Annotated in this window: 16 protein-coding genes; 10 read left to right on the top strand and 6 right to left on the bottom strand. The window is 60.9% G+C overall.

Annotation, left to right across the window (positions count from 1 at the left end; translation table 11 throughout):
- Positions 1-7 precede the first annotated feature (7 nt).
- Entirely contained in the window at positions 8-856 is an 849-nt protein-coding gene (locus BT204_RS10165; RefSeq protein WP_072446719.1) for an urea carboxylase-associated family protein, read from the top strand.
- A gap of 59 nt (positions 857-915) precedes the next feature.
- Here BT204_RS10165 and BT204_RS10160 read toward each other — a convergent pair whose 3' ends face one another.
- Together BT204_RS10160 and eat are read right to left on the bottom strand one after the other, a co-directional pair.
- Complete coding sequence (locus BT204_RS10160; RefSeq protein WP_003172675.1) at positions 916-1083, bottom strand: DUF2897 family protein; 168 nt, start codon at positions 1081-1083, stop codon at positions 916-918.
- Between the two features lie 110 nt (positions 1084-1193).
- The gene (gene eat / locus BT204_RS10155) at positions 1194-2558 is read right to left on the bottom strand and encodes an ethanolamine permease (RefSeq protein ID WP_072446717.1); all 1365 of its coding nucleotides are present in this window, start codon (positions 2556-2558) and stop codon (positions 1194-1196) included.
- A 412-nt stretch (positions 2559-2970) separates the two neighbouring features.
- On the opposite strand from eat, the gene kdpF reads away from it, so the two are divergent.
- From kdpF to BT204_RS10125, 6 genes are all read left to right on the top strand, one after another.
- Entirely contained in the window at positions 2971-3060 is a 90-nt protein-coding gene (gene kdpF, locus BT204_RS10150; protein WP_003218754.1) for a K(+)-transporting ATPase subunit F, read from the top strand.
- Positions 3061-3069: 9 nt separating this feature from the next.
- On the top strand, positions 3070-4764 hold the full coding sequence (gene kdpA, locus BT204_RS10145) for a potassium-transporting ATPase subunit KdpA (protein ID WP_072446716.1): 1695 nt from the start codon (positions 3070-3072) through the stop codon (positions 4762-4764).
- A gap of 15 nt (positions 4765-4779) precedes the next feature.
- Positions 4780-6837 carry a potassium-transporting ATPase subunit KdpB gene (kdpB, locus tag BT204_RS10140; protein ID WP_175550965.1) on the top strand — a complete coding sequence of 686 codons (2058 nt, stop codon included), beginning with the start codon at positions 4780-4782 and terminating at the stop codon, positions 6835-6837.
- 109 nt (positions 6838-6946) lie between these two features.
- Positions 6947-7492 (top strand): potassium-transporting ATPase subunit KdpC, encoded by a 546-nt coding sequence (kdpC, locus tag BT204_RS10135; protein ID WP_072446712.1) that lies wholly within the window; start codon positions 6947-6949, stop codon positions 7490-7492.
- Positions 7493-7619: 127 nt separating this feature from the next.
- A complete protein-coding gene (locus tag BT204_RS10130) occupies positions 7620-10262 on the top strand; it encodes a sensor histidine kinase (protein WP_072446709.1) in 2643 nt (880 codons plus the stop codon).
- Between the two features lie 141 nt (positions 10263-10403).
- The gene (locus BT204_RS10125) at positions 10404-11093 is read left to right on the top strand and encodes a response regulator (RefSeq protein WP_034126713.1); all 690 of its coding nucleotides are present in this window, start codon (positions 10404-10406) and stop codon (positions 11091-11093) included.
- A gap of 115 nt (positions 11094-11208) precedes the next feature.
- On the opposite strand, the gene BT204_RS10120 is transcribed toward BT204_RS10125, so the two are convergent.
- Entirely contained in the window at positions 11209-12246 is a 1038-nt protein-coding gene (locus BT204_RS10120; RefSeq protein ID WP_054898472.1) for a patatin-like phospholipase family protein, read from the bottom strand.
- A gap of 216 nt (positions 12247-12462) precedes the next feature.
- Here BT204_RS10120 and BT204_RS10115 point away from each other — a divergent pair, with 216 nt between their 5' ends.
- The 3 genes from BT204_RS10115 (at position 12463) to BT204_RS10105 (ending at position 14431) form a co-directional block, all read left to right on the top strand.
- Positions 12463-12741, top strand: a complete 279-nt coding sequence (locus tag BT204_RS10115; RefSeq protein WP_003189839.1) for a hypothetical protein — start codon at positions 12463-12465, stop codon at positions 12739-12741.
- A gap of 41 nt (positions 12742-12782) precedes the next feature.
- On the top strand, positions 12783-13544 hold the full coding sequence (locus tag BT204_RS10110) for a CHAD domain-containing protein (RefSeq protein ID WP_054921818.1): 762 nt from the start codon (positions 12783-12785) through the stop codon (positions 13542-13544).
- 89 nt (positions 13545-13633) lie between these two features.
- Positions 13634-14431: an acyl-CoA thioesterase gene (locus BT204_RS10105; RefSeq protein ID WP_034126715.1), complete on the top strand. Its 798-nt coding sequence runs from the start codon at positions 13634-13636 to the stop codon at positions 14429-14431.
- Between the two features lie 9 nt (positions 14432-14440).
- Here BT204_RS10105 and BT204_RS10100 read toward each other — a convergent pair whose 3' ends face one another.
- From BT204_RS10100 to BT204_RS10090, 3 genes are all read right to left on the bottom strand, one after another.
- Positions 14441-14803, bottom strand: coding sequence for an Mpo1-like protein (locus tag BT204_RS10100; protein WP_003189844.1), 363 nt, complete (start codon positions 14801-14803; stop codon positions 14441-14443).
- Positions 14804-14919: 116 nt separating this feature from the next.
- Entirely contained in the window at positions 14920-15324 is a 405-nt protein-coding gene (locus tag BT204_RS10095) for an Imm50 family immunity protein (RefSeq protein ID WP_034126716.1), read from the bottom strand.
- The coding region (locus BT204_RS10090; RefSeq protein ID WP_175550964.1) for an RHS repeat-associated core domain-containing protein at positions 15321-17403 on the bottom strand (2083 nt) is incomplete at its 5' end. The genes BT204_RS10095 and BT204_RS10090, both read right to left, overlap by 4 nt.

Here is a 17403-nt window from a genome sequence, read left to right as displayed (position 1 = left end):
TTGCCCCATGTACAAAGACTACCCGGCCGCGTACCAGGTCAGCAAAGGCTCAGCATTGCAGGTGGATAGGGCGTTCTATGAGCGTATTCGTGATCAGAAAACCCAGCGCACGTTGATCGAGCAGTTCGAGGTGCCGATCCGCACGGGGAGGGCTTGGAAGGTGCCGGCCGGGCATGTGTTTCGGGTGACCACGCCGGTGGGCCCGCAGGTGGGGGACTTTAATGTCTGGAACGCCAACGATCCGCGCGAACGTTTGTGGGCTGCGCGCACTCGTCAGCTGCAAGGCGCTCATGTCAGCACCCATGATCGGTTGTGGTCGAACCTGCCCTTTTTAAGGCCCTTGGTCACGATCACCGATGACAGCCTGGCCAGCTACTGCATTGATGAGCACGGTGGGCGTTTGCATGATTTGTTGGGCACGCGGTGCGACCCCTATGTGAACCGTATGTTGACCGGTGAGGACTTTAATCACCATTGCCACTCGAACCTGACCCGTGCGGTATTGCCCCACGGACTGACGGAGTTCGATGTGCATGACGTGTTGAATATTTTCCAGTGCACCGGGCTCAATCACGATGACATGTACTTTATGAAGGCCTGTCCGGCGCAGAAGGGCGATTACCTGGAGTTCTTTGCCGAGATTGATTTGTTGTGTGCATTGTCGACGTGCCCTGGCGGGGATCTGTCGCTGCCGATGTGGGGGCCGGAGGCGCAGGACCCGCTGACGGTGTGTCGTCCGTTAGGGGTTGAGATCTATAGGCTGGAGGATGAGTTGCTCAGTGGCTGGAGCCAGCCGGAGCGTGCTGCCTATAAGGGGCAACATGGGTTGCATATTGCCAAGGCGGATTGGGAGTAGGGGGGGCTGCTTCGCAGCCCAGCGGGAGCAAGCTCCCTCGCCACGGGGTTACACGCGTTTTATCTGTCTTGCGCATCCTTGGCGTCCGCCTGCGCATTTCGCTCGGCCACGCGTTTGCGTTGTTCGTCGGTGAGTTCGACTTTGTTGGCGCTGTCACGCAGCATCATCAGGCCACCGACGATCGACCCGATCGCGACTACCATAATCAACCATGCATACCACGGCATAAGGCTCTCCTTGAGGCAGATGTCCGTGGGAAAGCTTCCCACGGTAATGACTGCTTTGAGTCACGGGCTTTCTGAGTAGTTCAGTGTAGGCCCGTTCTGCCTCATAGGCGCTATTGTCCGGTCAACATCGCATCTGCCGGCGCATCGACACGGTCTTGTGCGGTCAGCTGGAAGTAGATGAAGCCCACTGCCATAAAACCCAGGAAGATCAGCCCGATCAAGGCATTGAACCAGGCCATCGCCACCAGGCATACCACCGCCAGCACCAGCGCAATGCCGGGCACGATGGGGTAGCCCGGTGCGCGGAAGGTGCGCTCCAGCAACGGCTCGGTCCTACGCAGTTTGAACAGGCTGAGCATGCTCATGATGTACATGACGATGGCACCGAACACCGCCATGGTGATCATCGCGGCGGTCAGGGTCATGCCGCCCAGGTTGATCAGGCCGTCGCTGTAGATAGCGGCGATGCCCACCACGCCGCCGGCGACGATGGCCCGGTGCGGTGTCTGGAAACGTGAGAGTTTGGCCAGGAAAGACGGCAGGTAACCGGCACGGGCCAGGGCGAAGAACTGGCGCGAGTAGCCGAGGATGATGCCGTGGAAGCTTGCCACCAGGCCGAACAGGCCAATCCATACCAGCATGTGCAACCAGCCGGAGCTGTCACCCACCACGGTTTTCATCGCTTGGGGCAGTGGGTCGTTGATGTTCGAGAGGGTGCGCCAGTCACCCACACCACCGGCGAAGAACATCACGCCCATGGCCAGGATCACCAGGGTGAGGATGCCGCTGATGTAGGCTTTTGGAATGGTGCGCTTGGGGTCCTTGGCTTCTTCGGCTGCCATGGCAGCGCCTTCGATGGCGAGGAAGAACCAGATGGCGAAGGGGATGGCGGCAAACATCCCGGCAATTGCCGGGGCGCCGAAGGTGTCGGAACCGGCCCAGCCGTTGAGGGCGAAGTGGCTGAAGCTGAACGCAGGGGCGACCACCCCCATGAACACCAGCAGTTCGGCGACGGCGAGCACGCAGACGACCAACTCAAAGGTGGCGGCGAGTTTCACCCCGAGGATATTCAGGCCCATGAACACGATATAAGCGCCGACGGCGGCGTGCTTGGGGTCGAGTGCCGGGAACTGCACGTTCAGGTACGCACCAATGGCCAGGGCAATCGCGGGCGGGGCGAAGACGAACTCGATCAAGGTGGCCAGGCCGGCAATCAAGCCGCCTTTCTCACCGAAGGCGCGACGGCTGTAGGCAAAGGGGCCTCCTGCGTGGGGAATCGCAGTGGTCAGTTCGGTGAAGCTGAAGATGAAGCAGGTGTACATCGCGGCGACCATCAACGAGGTCACCAGAAAGCCCAAGGTACCGGCGACGCCCCAGCCGTAGCTCCAGCCGAAATACTCGCCGGAGATCACCAGCCCCACGGCAATGCCCCATAGATGCAAGGTACCCAATGTGGGTTTGAGTTGTGTGTTCATTGTGCTGCGCTCCTTGAACTGTTTGGAATGATTCAAGGTGTTGCAGTGGCTATGCCAAGCCTCAGAACTATGTCGTAAAGCAATGCCTATGTCGCCGAAGGGACGGTTGGGCGTTTGAATGCGGCATGAGCTGCACCACATAAGTGCGGTGGTGACATGGCGGGCGCTTTCGCGGGCAAGCCCGCTCCCACACTTGACCGAGTTTTAACTGAAAGAACGCAGTCGAATGTGGGAGCCGGGCTTGCCCGCGAAGAGGCCCCCCAGCCACGGCAAACCCCGCTGTAAACCCCGCATAAACCCACTCTTTACGCCATCTTTACGCCCCGCCCGGCGCCTCGCTCTCGTTCCTTTACACCGCTCCTGCGGACAATGCCCCCACACGCGGCAATCGCCGCAAGACGGGGAAATTTCCATGAGCGTTCTGGACGGAGTGTCACTGCTATTGGCCGTGGCGCTGTTCATTTATCTGCTGGTTGCGCTGTTACGCGCGGATCGGAACTAGGAGCGGGCTATGCACAATTATGACTATTGGCTGATCATCGCCTTCTTTGCCGTGGTACTGGTGCCGGCACCCTTTTTGGGGCGGTTCTACTACAAGGTGATGGAAGGCCAGCGCACTTGGCTCACCCCGGTACTGGGGCCTGTCGAGAAAGCCTGTTATCGCCTCTCGGGCGTGAATGCGCAGCAGGAACAGAGCTGGCAGAAATACATGCTGGCCTTGCTCGCATTCAACCTGGCGGGCTTCTCGTTGTTGTTCTCGATCCTTTTATTTCAGGGCTCCCTGCCACTGAACCCGCAGAAACTGCCGGGCCAGGAATGGACCCTGGCGTTCAACACCGCCGTCAGTTTCATGACCAATACCAACTGGCAGAACTACAGCGGCGAAGCGTCCCTAAGTTATCTAAGTCAGATGGCCGGCCTCACGGTGCAGAACTTCGTCAGTGCGGCGACCGGTCTCGCCGTCCTGGTCGCCTTGTGCCGTGGGATCGGGCGCAAATCTGCCCAGACCCTGGGCAACTTCTGGGTCGACATGACCCGCGCCACCCTCTACGGCCTGCTGCCGTTGTGCCTGGTGCTCGCGCTGTTTCTGGTGTGGCAGGGCGTACCGCAAACCTTCGCCCACTATGTTGATGCGGTCACGCTGCAAGGCGTGGATCAGGTGATTCCCCTGGGGCCGGCCGCGAGCCAGATTGCGATCAAGCAACTGGGCACCAACGGCGGTGGCTTCTTCGGCGTGAACTCGGCGCATCCGTTTGAAGACCCGACAGCCTGGGCCAACCTGTTTGAAGTGGCCTCGATCATCCTGATCCCGGTAGCGTTGGTGTTTACCTTCGGCCATTACGTCAAAGACCTGCGTCAGAGCCGGGCGATCCTCGCGTGCATGCTGGCGTTGTTCCTGATCGGCGGCGCGACGTCGCTGTGGTCCGAGTACCAGCCCAATCCAACCCTTAACAACCCGGCGGTGGAGCAAACCGCACCGTTGGAAGGCAAGGAAACACGCTTCGGCACCACCGGTACCGTGCTGTGGTCGGTGACCACCACTGCGGCGTCCAACGGTTCGGTCAATGGCATGCAGGACAGCCTCAGCCCCCTGAGTGGGATGGTCGCGCTGGTCAACATGATGGTCGGCGAAGTGATCTTCGGCGGCGTGGGTGCCGGTATGTACGGCATGTTGCTCAACGTGTTGATCGCGGTGTTCCTCGCCGGCTTGATGATCGGCCGCACCCCCGAATACCTGGGCAAGAAACTCCAGGCCAAGGAAGTGCAATTGCTGGTGGTGACTCTGCTGGTTATGCCGGTCGGCGTATTGGTCTTGAGTGCCATCGCCGCCAGCCTGCCCGGCCCGGCAGGTGCCATCAGCAACCCTGGCCCCCATGGCTTCAGCCAGTTGCTCTACGCCTATACCTCGGCCAGTGCCAACAACGGTTCGGCGTTTGCCGGCCTCGGCGCCAATACCCCATTCCATAACCTGATGCTCGGCCTGGGCATGTTGATCGGCCGCTTTGGCTACATCCTCCCGGTACTGGCCCTGGCCGGCAGCCTGGCGATGAAGAAGGCCGCACCGATTGGCCAGAACAGCTTCCCCACCCATGGCGCGCTGTTCGTGACCTTGTTGACCGTGACCATTTTGTTGGTGGGCGGCCTGACTTTCCTGCCGACGCTGGCGTTGGGCCCCATCGCTGAACACTTGAGCATGGGCTTCTAGTTAAGGGATATGAAAATGAATATGCCTGCAAAAAACGCGGCCCCGGTCAAACCCCAGGAGCCTGCCAAAACCGCCATCTCGGCCCTGTGGCGCCCGGCGCTGGTCCAGGCGTTCATCAAGCTGGACCCACGCCAACTGCAACGCTCGCCAGTGATGCTGGTGGTCGAACTGACCGCCATCCTCACCACCGTGTTGTGCTTCGTGCCCGACACCACCGTGCCCACTTTTGTAGCGGTGCAAATCGCCGTGTGGCTGTGGTTCACCGTGCTGTTCGCCAACTTCGCCGAAGCCCTGGCCGAAGGCCGCGGAAAGGCCCGCGCCGACAGCCTCAAGGCTGGCAGCGAAGGCTTGAGCGCCCGACGCCAGGAAGCCGATGGCAGCTTCAAGGTGGTGCCGGCCACCAGCCTGCGCAAGGGCGATGTGGTACGTGTTGCCGCCGGGGAAATGATCCCCGGTGACGGCGAGGTCGTCGAAGGGATTGCGGCGGTCAACGAAGCGGCGATTACCGGCGAATCCGCCCCGGTGATCCGCGAGTCTGGCGGCGACCGCTCGGCCGTCACCGGCAACACGCGGCTGGTGTCGGACTGGCTGCTCATCCGCATCACCGCCAACCCGGGCGAGTCCACCCTGGACCGCATGATCGCCCTGGTGGAAGGCGCCAAACGCCAGAAAACCCCCAACGAAGTCGCGCTGGATATCCTGCTGATCGGCCTGACCCTGATCTTTCTGCTGGTGGTCGTGACCCTGCAGCCGTTCGCCCACTTTGCAAATGGCAGCTTGCCGCTGGTGTTCCTGGTCGCACTGCTGGTGACGCTGATTCCCACCACCATTGGCGGCCTGTTGTCGGCCATCGGGATTGCCGGCATGGACCGCCTGGTGCGCCTCAACGTGATCGCCAAGTCTGGCCGCGCGGTAGAAGCGGCGGGGGATGTGCATGTGTTGCTGCTGGACAAGACCGGCACCATCACCTTCGGCAACCGTCGTTGCTCGGCCGTGGTCGCTGCACCTGGTGTCAGTGGCCGCGAATTGGCCGAAGGCGCGTTGCTGGCGTCCCTGGCCGATGACACGGCGGAAGGCAAGTCCATCGTTGAATACCTGCGCGCCTTGCACCCCCAGGCCGAGCCGAGCCTGGATGCGTTGACCGCCGTGCCCTTCAGCGCCGAGACCCGTTTGTCCGGTGTCGACTATCAGGGCCGTGTGTTCCGTAAAGGCGCGGTGGACTCGCTGCTGGCGTTTATCGGCCAGCAACGTAGCGACCTGCTGCCTGCGTTGTCGCGGGAAATCGACAAGATCGCCCAAAGCGGCGGCACGCCCTTGCTGGTGTGCGCCGATGGCAAGTTACTGGGGGCGATCCATCTCAAAGACGTGGTCAAGCCAGGTATTCGTGAGCGTTTTGCCGAGTTGCGCAAGTTGGGGATTCGCACCGTGATGGTCACTGGCGACAACCCGTTGACCGCCGCCGCGATTGCCGCTGAAGCGGGTGTGGACGATGTGCTGGCCGAAGCCACGCCAGAGAAGAAACTCGCGCGTATTCGCCATGAGCAGAACGATGGTCGCCTGGTTGCCATGTGCGGCGACGGCGCCAACGACGCCCCGGCGCTGGCCCAGGCTGACGTCGGCATGGCGATGAACGACGGCACCCAGGCCGCGCGCGAAGCCGCCAACATGGTCGACCTCGACAGCGACCCGACCAAGCTGCTGGACGTGGTGCAGATCGGCAAGGAGTTGCTGGTGACTCGCGGCGCGCTGACGACCTTTTCCATCGCCAACGACGTAGCCAAGTACTTCGCGATCCTGCCGGCGTTGTTCGCCTCGATCTACCCGCAACTGGGCGTGCTCAACATCATGCACTTGCAGAGCCCACAGAGCGCGATCCTCTCGGCTATCGTGTTCAACGCGCTGATTATCGTGGTGCTGATCCCGTTGGCCCTGCGCGGCGTGCGCGTGCAGGCCGCGAGTGCGGCGGCGTTGTTGCGGCGCAATCTGCTGATCTACGGGCTGGGCGGATTGTTGGTGCCGTTCGTGGGGATCAAGGCCATCGACATGTTACTGACCGCGCTGCACCTGGTTTGACCTGGCCGCTGATCGTTCCCACGCTCCGCTGATCGTTCCCACGCTCCGCGTGGGAATGCCACCCCGGACGCTCCGCGTCCCACCGCACCACTGAATTGAGGAGTCTGAAATGTCCAACATCATCCGCCCAGCCCTGAGCCTGCTGGTACTCATAACCCTGATCACCGGCGTGGCCTACCCGCTGGTAGTCACTGGCGTGGCCCAAGTGGCCTTCCCCGATCAAGCCAATGGCAGCCTGGTGCGCGACGCCAGCGGCAAGGTGCGCGGCTCCAGCCTGATCGCCCAGGACTTTACCGGCGACAGCTGGTTTCACCCACGCCCGTCAGCCGGTGCTTTTGCCACAGTGTCCAGCAGTGCCAGTAACCTGGGCCCCAGCAATCCGGCCTTGGCGACACGCATATTCGAGGATGCCGGCAAACAGTCAGTGCCTGGCCAGGGCCCGGTGCCACTGGCCTCGCTGACAACCTCCGGCAGCGGCCTTGATCCACACTTGCCACCGCAGGCGATTGCCTATCAACTGGCGCGAGTGGCGGCGGCGCGAAATATGCCGGTGTCGACCTTGCAGCGGTTGCTGGATGAGCACATCGAAAGCCCTCTGGTAGGCCCGCCTGTAGTAAACGTACTGGCCTTGAACATGGCTTTGGAAGCTTTGTAAGCCAGGCGATCGCCATCGCGGGCAAGCCCGGCTCCCACATTTGGAATGCATTCCACTGTGGGAGCCGGGCTTGCCCGCGATGGCGGCCTTGAAGACTCTCTATCAATACCTGAAGGAACCCCCGAGCATGAGCGACGCCGGCCGCGCCGATGCCCTGTTAGCCGATCTGCCCCGGGACGGCCGTGGCCGGCTCAAAGTCTTCCTTGGCGCCGCGCCCGGTGTGGGCAAGACCTACGCCATGCTCCAGGCGGCCCATACCCAACTGCGCCAGGGCGTGCGCCTGATCGCTGGGGTGGTTGAAACCCACGGCCGCGCCGAGACCGAAGCCTTGCTCAGCGGCCTGCCGCAACAACCGCTGTTGCGTAGCGAATACCGTGGCGTGATGCTCGAAGAAATGGACCTCGACGGCCTGCTCGCCGCCAAGCCCAAGCTGGTGCTGGTGGACGAACTGGCCCACAGCAACGCTCCCGGCAGTCGTCATGAAAAACGCTGGCAAGACATCCAGGAACTGCTCGCCGCCGGCATCAACGTGTTCACTACGGTCAACGTCCAGCACCTGGAAAGCCTCAACGACCAAGTGCGTGGTATCACCGGCGTGCAAGTGCGCGAAACCCTGCCGGACTGGGTGCTGCAAGAGGCCGACGAACTGCTGCTGATCGACCTTCCGTCTCGCGAGCTGCTCGAGCGCCTGCGTGACGGCAAGGTGTATGTGCCCGAACAGGCGCGTGCGGCCATCGATGCGTTTTTCACCCAGACCAACCTCATGGCCCTGCGCGAACTGGCCATGCAAACCGCCGCCGCCCACGTCGACGATGACCTGGCCCAGGGTTACCGCCAACTCGGCCAGGCCGCGCCGGCAGTGCGTGGGCGCCTGTTGGTCGGTGTGGATGGCGATGCCCAAGCCGAACGCCTGGTGCGCCATGCCAGCCGCGTGGCTCAGCGTCGGCATTTGCCCTGGAGCCTGGTGCACATCGACAACGGCCGTGCGCGGGATGAGCAATCGCGCCTGCGCCTGCAAAACGCCCAGCAACTGGCAGAGCGGCTGGGCGGGGAAGTGGTGTTGCTGCGCGCCGGGGAAGTGGCCAAGACCCTGATCCAGCACGCCGCCGAACGCCGTGCCAGTTTAGTTCTGGTGGGGCAGTCACGGATGCGCTGGCGGCGGCGCCTGTTCGGTGGCGGCTTGGCGGCACGCCTGTTGCGCAATGCCCGCGGCTTGGAAATCAACGTCCTCGACAGCGATGACATGCCTGCACCGCCACGCCTGCCGGAGATGCGCGGGTTGGTGTGGTTCGATTACGCCTTGGCGGTGGTGGCGACCCTCGCCGCTGCCGCAGTGGCCTGGGCCGTGTCCAGTGCGTTGGCGCTGCCGAACATCTCGCTGGTGTTTCTTGCCGCCGTGCTGTTGGTGGCGGTGCGCAGCAGCCTGGGGCCGTCCCTGGTGTGTGCGGCACTGTCGTTTTTGACTTACGATTTTCTGTTTATTCCGCCGAATTTTTCCTTCGCCATCCAGCGCGAAGAAGACGTGTTGACCCTGTTGTTCTTCCTGTTGATGGCAGCGTTGACCGGCAACCTCGCCGCACGCCAGCGCCGCCAGCTGCAGGCGTTGCGCGATACCCAGGAAGAAACCAGCGAACTGCTCGACCTGTCGCGCAAGCTCACCGCTGCCACCGACCGCCAAGCTGTCATCAGTGCCGCCGCCCACCATCTGCAAGGTTGGAACGAGCTCGATCTGTGCCTGGTCAATCGCGATGGACAGGGCGGCTGGAAGGTCGAGACCGGTGGCCCGTTGACCCTCACCGAAGCTGAACGCGCCGCCGCCGATTGGGCCTGGCAGCATGATCAGCCGGCCGGCATGGGCACCGGCACCTTGCCGTTTGGGCGTTGGTGGTGGTGGCCGCTGTCGGGTGAAGAGGGGCCCTTGGGGTTGCTGGGTGTCAGTGCCAAGCCTGGCCTGGAATTGAGCGGGCAACGTCGACGCTTGCTCACCGCGTTGAGCCAACCGCTGGCCCAGGCACTGGCGCGGGCACAATTGGGGCAGGAGTTGGAATCGGCGCGCCTGCACGGCGAAACCGAACAACTGCGCAGCGCTTTGCTCGCGTCGGTGTCCCACGACTTGCGCACGCCATTGACCTCCATGCGCGGCAGCATCGACAGCCTGCTGGCCCTTGGTGAAGCCATCCCCCTGGAGGATCGCCGCGAATTGCTCGAAGGCACTCGCGACGAGGCCGAGCGCCTCGACCGTTATATCCAGAATCTGCTGGACATGACACGCCTGGGCCACGGTGCGCTGAAACTGGCACGCGATTGGGTGTCGCCCGGCGATATTGTCGGCAGTGCCCTTGGGCGATTGCGCGCCGTGCTGGCGCCGTTGCAGATGAGCACCGATGTGCCGCCGGAACTGCCCTTGTTGTATGTGCATGCGGCGCTGATTGAGCAGGCCCTGGTCAATGTGTTGGAAAACGCCGCACGGTTTTCGCCGCCCCAGGGCCGCTTGCAGTTGCGCGCGGGCGTGCAGGATGAGCAGTTGTTTTTTGCCGTAGCGGATGAAGGGCCAGGCATTCCCGAGGAGGAGCGTGCGAAGATCTTCGACATGTTCTACACCGCTGCCCGCGGTGATCGAGGCGGGCAGGGCACCGGCCTCGGCTTGGCGATCTGCCAGGGCATGGTGGGTGCGCACGGTGGGCATATCAGCGTGGCCGATGGCATTGACGGGCGGGGCACCTGCATCACCTTGTTTTTACCACTGCCCACACAACCTGCCCTGGAGTAAACCTTGTAGGAGCGAGCTTGCTCGCGAAGGTCGTTAACGATAATGATGGCTTCCTGAATGCACGCGTTGCCTAGAGGTTTTTCGCGAGCAAGCTCGCTCCTACAGAGAGGGTGATTTTTTAATGGATTTTAATGAGACACCATGAGCCAGACCGCGACGATTCTTGTCATTGATGACGAACCGCAGATCCGCAAATTCCTGCGCATCAGCCTGGCTTCCCAAGGCTATAAGGTAATCGAAGCCGGCACCGGCAACGAAGGCCTGGCGCAGGCGGCCTTGAGCAAACCGGATCTGCTGGTACTCGACCTGGGCCTGCCCGACATGGACGGCCAACAGGTGCTGCGCGAGTTTCGCGAGTGGTCGAGCGTGCCGGTGCTGGTGCTGTCGGTGCGGGCCAGCGAAGGTCAGAAGGTCGAGGCCCTCGACGGTGGCGCCAATGACTACGTGACCAAACCGTTCGGCATCCAGGAGTTTCTTGCCCGGGTGCGTGCGCTGTTGCGCCAGGCACCGGCCGGAGAGGCTCAGGAAGCCGCCTTGAGTTTTGGCCCGCTGACGGTCGACCTGGCCTATCGCCGCGTTTTGCTGGACGGTGCCGAAGTGGCGCTGACCCGCAAGGAATACGCAGTGCTGGCGCAGTTGGCACGCCACCCGGGGCGGGTGATTACCCAACAGCAACTGCTCAAGGACATCTGGGGGCCAACCCATACCGAGGACAGCCACTACCTGCGGATCGTGGTGGGGCACTTGCGCCAGAAGCTGGCGGATGACCCGACCCAGCCACGGTTTATCGTGACTGAGGCGGGGGTGGGGTATCGGTTGCTAAGTGCCTGAGCGTTTGGTGCCTGTGCTGGCGCCATCGCAGGCAAGCCAGCTCCCACAGCTGAAATGCATTTCCCTGTGGGAGCCGGGCTTGCCCGCGATGAGGCCATCCGCAACACTTACACGCTCAACTCTGCTCACTCTCATACCGATCCAACGTATCACTGGCAATCTCCCGCCCCAAAGCGATCAATTCCGGCGCTTTATAGAACTCGAAAAAGCGGCACACCCGCTTTGGCACGTTGATCAGCACATCGGGCGGATACCCAGCGATCTTGTACTGTGCCAATGAGGTTTGCATCACCTCGAAACTCTGGTTGATCAGGTCCAGCAACGAGGCTGGCCCGACGTTGTCGATGATGAACGAGCCGGTGGCCGACTTCGGTGCACCGGCTTTCTCGGGCGCCGCGGCAGGTTGCTGGGCTTCGGGTTCGGCAGACTCCAGCCACGGGTTGATTTCGGCGGCCTGGGCCTGCAAGGCTTCTTGTTCCAGCTTCATCAACTGCTCGGCCTGCTTGCGGCGAAATGGCAGGTGGGAGCCCAGTGACTTGGCCAGGCTGTTGAAGCGGCTCTTGAACGCCGGCGGGCGCGGAATCACCGGCAATTGGTAGTGTTTCTGGTTGGTGGCATTGAGGTTGACCGCAATGATCAAGTCGCAATGGCTCGACACCACCGGAACGATGGGCAGAGGGTTGAGCAGGCCGCCGTCCACCAGCATGCGGTTGCCCTGCATCACCGGTGTGAACAGGCTGGGGATGGCCGCCGAGGCGCGCATCGCCTGGTGCAGGCAGCCTTCCTGAAACCAGATCTCCTGTTGGTTGGTGAGGTCGGTGGCGACGGCGGTGTAGGGGATGCGCAGCTCCTCGATATTGATATCGCCGACAATCTTGCGGATTTGCCCGAACACCTTCTCACCGCGAATCGCTCCCAGGCGAAAGCTCACATCTACCAGGCGCAATACGTCGAGGTAGTCCAGGCTTTCGATCCAGTTGCGGTACTCGTCGAGCTTGCCGGCGGCGTAGATTCCACCCACCACGGCGCCCATGGAACAGCCGGCGATACAGGCGATGTCATAGCCGCGTCGTTCGATTTCTTCGATCACCCCGATATGGGCGTAGCCCCTGGCCCCACCGGAGCCCAGCACTAAGGCAACACGTTTCTTCATGGCCAGATCCTTCGCAAAACAGGGGCCCACAATGCACCCATCAAGGGGCCTGCTTCAATCCTTGCTGACAGCGCGCAATATTTTTCCAGGCTGGCGATCAGCCTCGGGTATGCTCTGGCAATAGGTACTACTGATTTCAGGCTAAGGACAAGGCACTTTTCCCTGTAGGCAACGTCTACAGGCTACGACTGAATTTGTATATTTGAGGTGTCATCAATGAAAGCCTGGATCTGTGTGCCTGTGATCGTGTTGGCCTTGGCTGGCTGTGCCGGGAAAACCGCGTATCGCGACAGCTGTGGCTCGCAATTGGACGCCGCCTGGAAAGAGCTGGACCTGGCCAAGGCCGAAGGTTTTGCTGGCACTGTCAGCTACTCCAAGGCTTTGTCGCTGTTGACTGGCGCCAAGACTCAGCAGCAGTTTGAAGCGTTCGAGGGTTGCTCCAACAAGGCCGAAAAGGCGCGGTTCTACATTCGTGAGTCTCGCGCCGGGCGATAACCCAGGGCGGATAGGATTTTTCATCGGAAAGTGAGGGCAGGATGTCAGCGTTGGTCAATCAGTTAGTCGCTCAGGTCATTGGCCTGGAAGTAGGGTTACTGAGCTGCCAGGCTCGCCTCGCCGCCGTCACTGACGATGAAGCCTTGCATGATTTGCGCACAACGGTACGCCGCCTGCGCAGCCTGTTGCGCCCTTTGCGCGGGCTGCCCGGTGTCGAACAGCTTGAATTGGCCGCCAGCACGGTTGGCCAACTGACTACGCCGCTACGCGACCGAGAGGTGCTGGCGGCGTATTTGCATCAGCACGGTCATCACGACGCGGCTGATCGACGCCTGCGTCTGCAGCCCGAGGCTTATCGCCAGGTGGCGCAAAGCCCGGAGTTGGCGCACTTGCTGCTGATTCTGGATGCGTTCCCACGGTTTATCCGCGCGTCCCAGCATCAGAAACTGCTCAAGGGCTTGCGCCCGCGCATCCAGAAACGCCTGGCCAAGCAATGGCAGGCACTCGATGGCGCCTTGAAGGACCCCGATCATGACCGCCACCGGCTACGGTTGCTGATCAAACGTGTGCGCTATGCCGCCGAGGCGTATCCCGAGCTGGACAAATTACCCACCAACGCCCTGTCGCACTTGAAGAAGGCCCAGAGTGCGCTGGGTAACTGGCATGACTGTTGGCAGTGGCTGGCCCAGGCCGGCCATGAGCCAGACCTGCAACCCTGCGTAGCAGTGTGGCAGCGCACCATGCTCAAGGCGCAAGGCAAGGCCGACCGTGTGCTGGACACGCTCAGCGCCGAGTGTTTTTAAACCGGTCCGGTTTTTGGCCGGAATGGGCGCTGTGCCTGTGCAATTCGATGGTTAAGATTCCTCCACGATTTTCTTGATGTGAGGTCGCCATGCGCTTTAGTGATTTGCTCGACGCTGCCCGTAGCAATCCGCTGGATGTCACCATCCCTGCCGAATGGGCCCAGGGCCGGGCCACCTTTGGCGGGCTGGTCGCTGCCTTGCAGTACGAGGCGCTGCGCGCCCAGGTGCCGGCGGACCGACCGCTGCGCTCGCTGGCCATCACCTTTGTCGGCCCGGTAGCGCCGGATGTAACTGCCAGCTATCAAGTCGAAGTGCTGCGCGAAGGCAAGGCGGTCAGCCAGTTGCTCGGGCGCGTGGTGCAGAACGGTGAAGTGGCGACCCTGGTCCAGGCCAGTTTTGGCGCCTCTCGCCCCTCCGAAATTGACGTGGCAAGTGAGCCGCCACCGGTATTCAAACATTGGGATGAGTGCCAGGAACTGCCCTATATCAAGGGTGTTACCCCCGAATTCATGCGTCATTTGGCAATGCGCTGGAGTGTCGGTGGCCTGCCGTTTACCGGCAATAAATCCCGCGACATGGGCGGCTGGGTACGGTTGCGGGGGGATGTGAAAGAGGAGCCACTGACCGAGGCGCATATCCTCGCCCTGGTCGACGCCTGGCCACCGGCGTTGCTGCCACACCTGAAAAAGCCCGCGCCGGGCAGCACCCTGACCTGGACCATCGAGTTCATCCAGCCGCTGCAAGACCTGACTACGCTCGACTGGTGCCAGTACCACGTCAACATCGAACACGCCCGCGACGGCTATGGCCACGCTGCCGCTGCCTTGTGGAGCCCGACCGGCGAGTTGATCGCCCTCAGCCGCCAGACCGTGGTGGTGTTCGCCTGAACCCGCCGGTCAGTGGTGGTGCCGCTGCCGCCAGGCGCGCCACCAGCCACCGCTGAGCACAAAGCGCGGGAAGGTCACGAACTGCTCGACCACCAGGCGCTGCACCGCATCTTTGCGATCACTGAACGGCTCACTGGCCTGGGCTTCCAGGCTATGGCCGTGACGCTGCAACGCCAGGCCCGCGACAATACCAATCACGCCGACGGCGAAGCTGGCCAGGCTAAGGCTGAACACGCCCGACACGATCAGCAGAAAACCGACGATAAACAGCGGCACGGCAATCAGGTGCAACGCCAGGTTGGTTGGGTGCTGATGGTTCTGTGGGTACTGACGCCATTGCCAGGCGGGGAGATTGGGGTGACGTTTGCCCATGGTGGTGAATCCTCTGTCCGTTGAAACAACTTGGACAGAGTTTAGGTGGAGGTGGGCGAGGTGGCGAATTGGGGCTGGCTATGGGGCTCATAGTAATTATGCGATTTTTGCTCTATCTAGAAAAAATAATCGTCTGGACCATTTATGTATACATTCGGATCGCAAAGTGAAATGAATTTAGCCTTGAATTCAATTAGAGAATTTTCATTCTTTGCTTGGAAATGAAAAAGATCATTTTGCTTAGTGATATCAACAAGAAACACCTCTTTAATGGGGATGTTGTGTATTTTTAATTCGCGAATGCCATGACAATCGATGCCCATTCTGCAGGTGTTATAGCCTTTCCCTTCCCATTTTTTTGGCAAAGTATCTGGAAATTCGGGTATGTCGAATCCTAATCCCACAGAAGGTCGATCATTTTCTATTTGCAAAGAAAAAAGAGCAATTTGGCCGATTTCTACAGGCGTGCTAAAAATTTTTTCAAAAAAAATATTATGATCAAGTTCGTTCCAGTATTTCATCGACTTCTCCTAAAGTTGTAATGGTCCTTGCCGCCGTCTACGGTTCCGTTTCGAGGCTTGTCTATTGGTCGCAAATTGAAATGCGCTTTTTGGTCACCTATGCCGTCTGGTCTGCCGAATTTATGCCCGGCAGAATGGTCCTGAATAAGAACCTTCGAGCCGTCTGCTCTCGTGAATTGATAAACCCTTGAATTTATGGTTCTACCGCTTTCATCCAATATATTGTCATCATTCAAATCAGTCATTTTTTCTATTTTGTACTGTGTCGTTCTTCCTGAGCTCGGGTGTGTCATCACATCGGGGTTTTGAGTCATAGGTACATTGGCATCCCTTTTTGCTTGCCTGAACGCCCCTTTACGAGAGACATCAGGTATATCCGGTTCTGCAGGCAAAGAGCAGATCGGTTTTTTCTTTCCTGAGCCAGGACAATTTGCGCTCAACCCTAGAGGATCAACCCACCCCGTAGGGTTGGGCACATATTGGTACCCGTTGATCCCACCCGCCAACCTCACCGGGTCCGGCGTCAGGTAGCGACCAATATCCGGATTGTAGTAGCGATGGCGGTTGTAGTGCAGGCCGCTTTCCGCATCGAAATACTGCCCTTGAAACCGTAGTGGATTGTCGACTTTGCCCACGTCGAGCCGGGCGATCTGGCCGTAGGCGCGGTAGTGGGCGGACCAGACGATTTCGCCCTCGGGGCGGGTCAGTTCTTGCGGGGTGCCGAGGTGGTCGAGTTGGTAGTGGTAGGGCTTGGTTTCTTTTGGGCCGAAACCTTCCAACAGAGCCAAGGGGCGGAAGCTGTCGGGTTCGTAGAGGTAGCTGCGATGGCGCTCTGCACGGTGTTCGGCTATCAGCTTTTCGCCTTGCCAGAAAAACTCGGTGGTCTTGCCGTCTACGGTCTTGCTGATGCGGCGTCCAAATGGGTCATAGCGATAGCTGGCGGTTTCGCCGTTCGGCTTTGTGATGCTGATTAACCGATGCTGGCAGTCGTAGTGATATTCGGTGACGAGTTGCTGGCCTTTGCCGCGCCGTTCGCGGATGAGGTTGCCGAAGGCGTCGTAGTCATAGTGCCGGTCGCCCTGGATCATCAGGCGGTTGGCCGCGACGATGTCCGGGCCGGGGCGGTCTTGCATCAGCAGGTTGCCGGCGGGGTTGTGGGCGAAGCGTTCCTGTACGTCTTGGGAGTGGTCGGCGTGGGTCAGGCGGTTTAGCGGGTCGTAGCGGTAAAGGTGTTCGCCTTTGCGGGTGTCGAGCAGGCGGGTGAGGTTGCCGCTTTTGTCGTAGTCGTATTGGCGTTGGTAGAGGTGGTTTTGTTGCTGCGTTACCGCGTGGGCGTGCAGGCGGTGTTGGTCGTCGTAGTGGTAGTGGCTGAGCACTTGGCCTTGCTGGCGCTGATGCTCTCGACCGCTCTTGAATAGGTGCGAGGTAAGCACTTCACCGTTGAGTTCGACGGTGGCGAGGTGGCCGCCTTTGTCGTGGTTGAAGGTGACGCGGTTATTATCCGGCAGGCACAGGTTTTTCAGTTGCCCGCAGGCGTCGTAGCCGTAGCGCAGGGTGCCCCAGCCTTGGTGTTCGGCGGTGAGGCGGTTTTGGCGGTCGTATTCGTAGGCCAACGCCCAGTGACCGTCTTCGACGCTGAGGAGGTTGCCCTGGCGGTCGTAGGCATAGTCGACAACGCTGGCACCGGGCAGGATTTTTCGGACGAGGCGACCGGCGTGGTCGCGCTCGTATCGAGTGATTAGCTGACTGTTATCGTCGCCGTATTCGGTCTTTTCCAGCAGGTGGCCGTTGAGGTCGTAGGCATACGCGGTGCGTTGGCCGTCGAAGCCGGTTTCCTGGCGGATCAGACCGTTGGGGTGGTAGTCGAGTTGGTAGGTTTCGCCGGCTTCGTTTTCGATCTCGGTGAGCAGCAGCCGGGCGTTGTCGTAGCGGTACTTGACCTGGGTGCCGTCGGCGTTGAGACGGCGGCTGATCAGGTGCAGGCCGTCGGCGTATTCATAGCGGGTGACGTGGCCGAGTTCGTCGCGTTCGGCGATGATTTTGCCGTAGGGGTTGTAGCTGAATTCTCGTGTGGCGCCG

The organism is Pseudomonas sp. NFPP02 (genome assembly GCF_900119355.1).
Taxonomy (GTDB): domain Bacteria; phylum Pseudomonadota; class Gammaproteobacteria; order Pseudomonadales; family Pseudomonadaceae; genus Aquipseudomonas; species Aquipseudomonas paracarnis.
The sequence above is the reverse complement of the archived record's forward strand: the minus strand, read 5'-3'. Positions and strand labels throughout refer to the sequence as shown.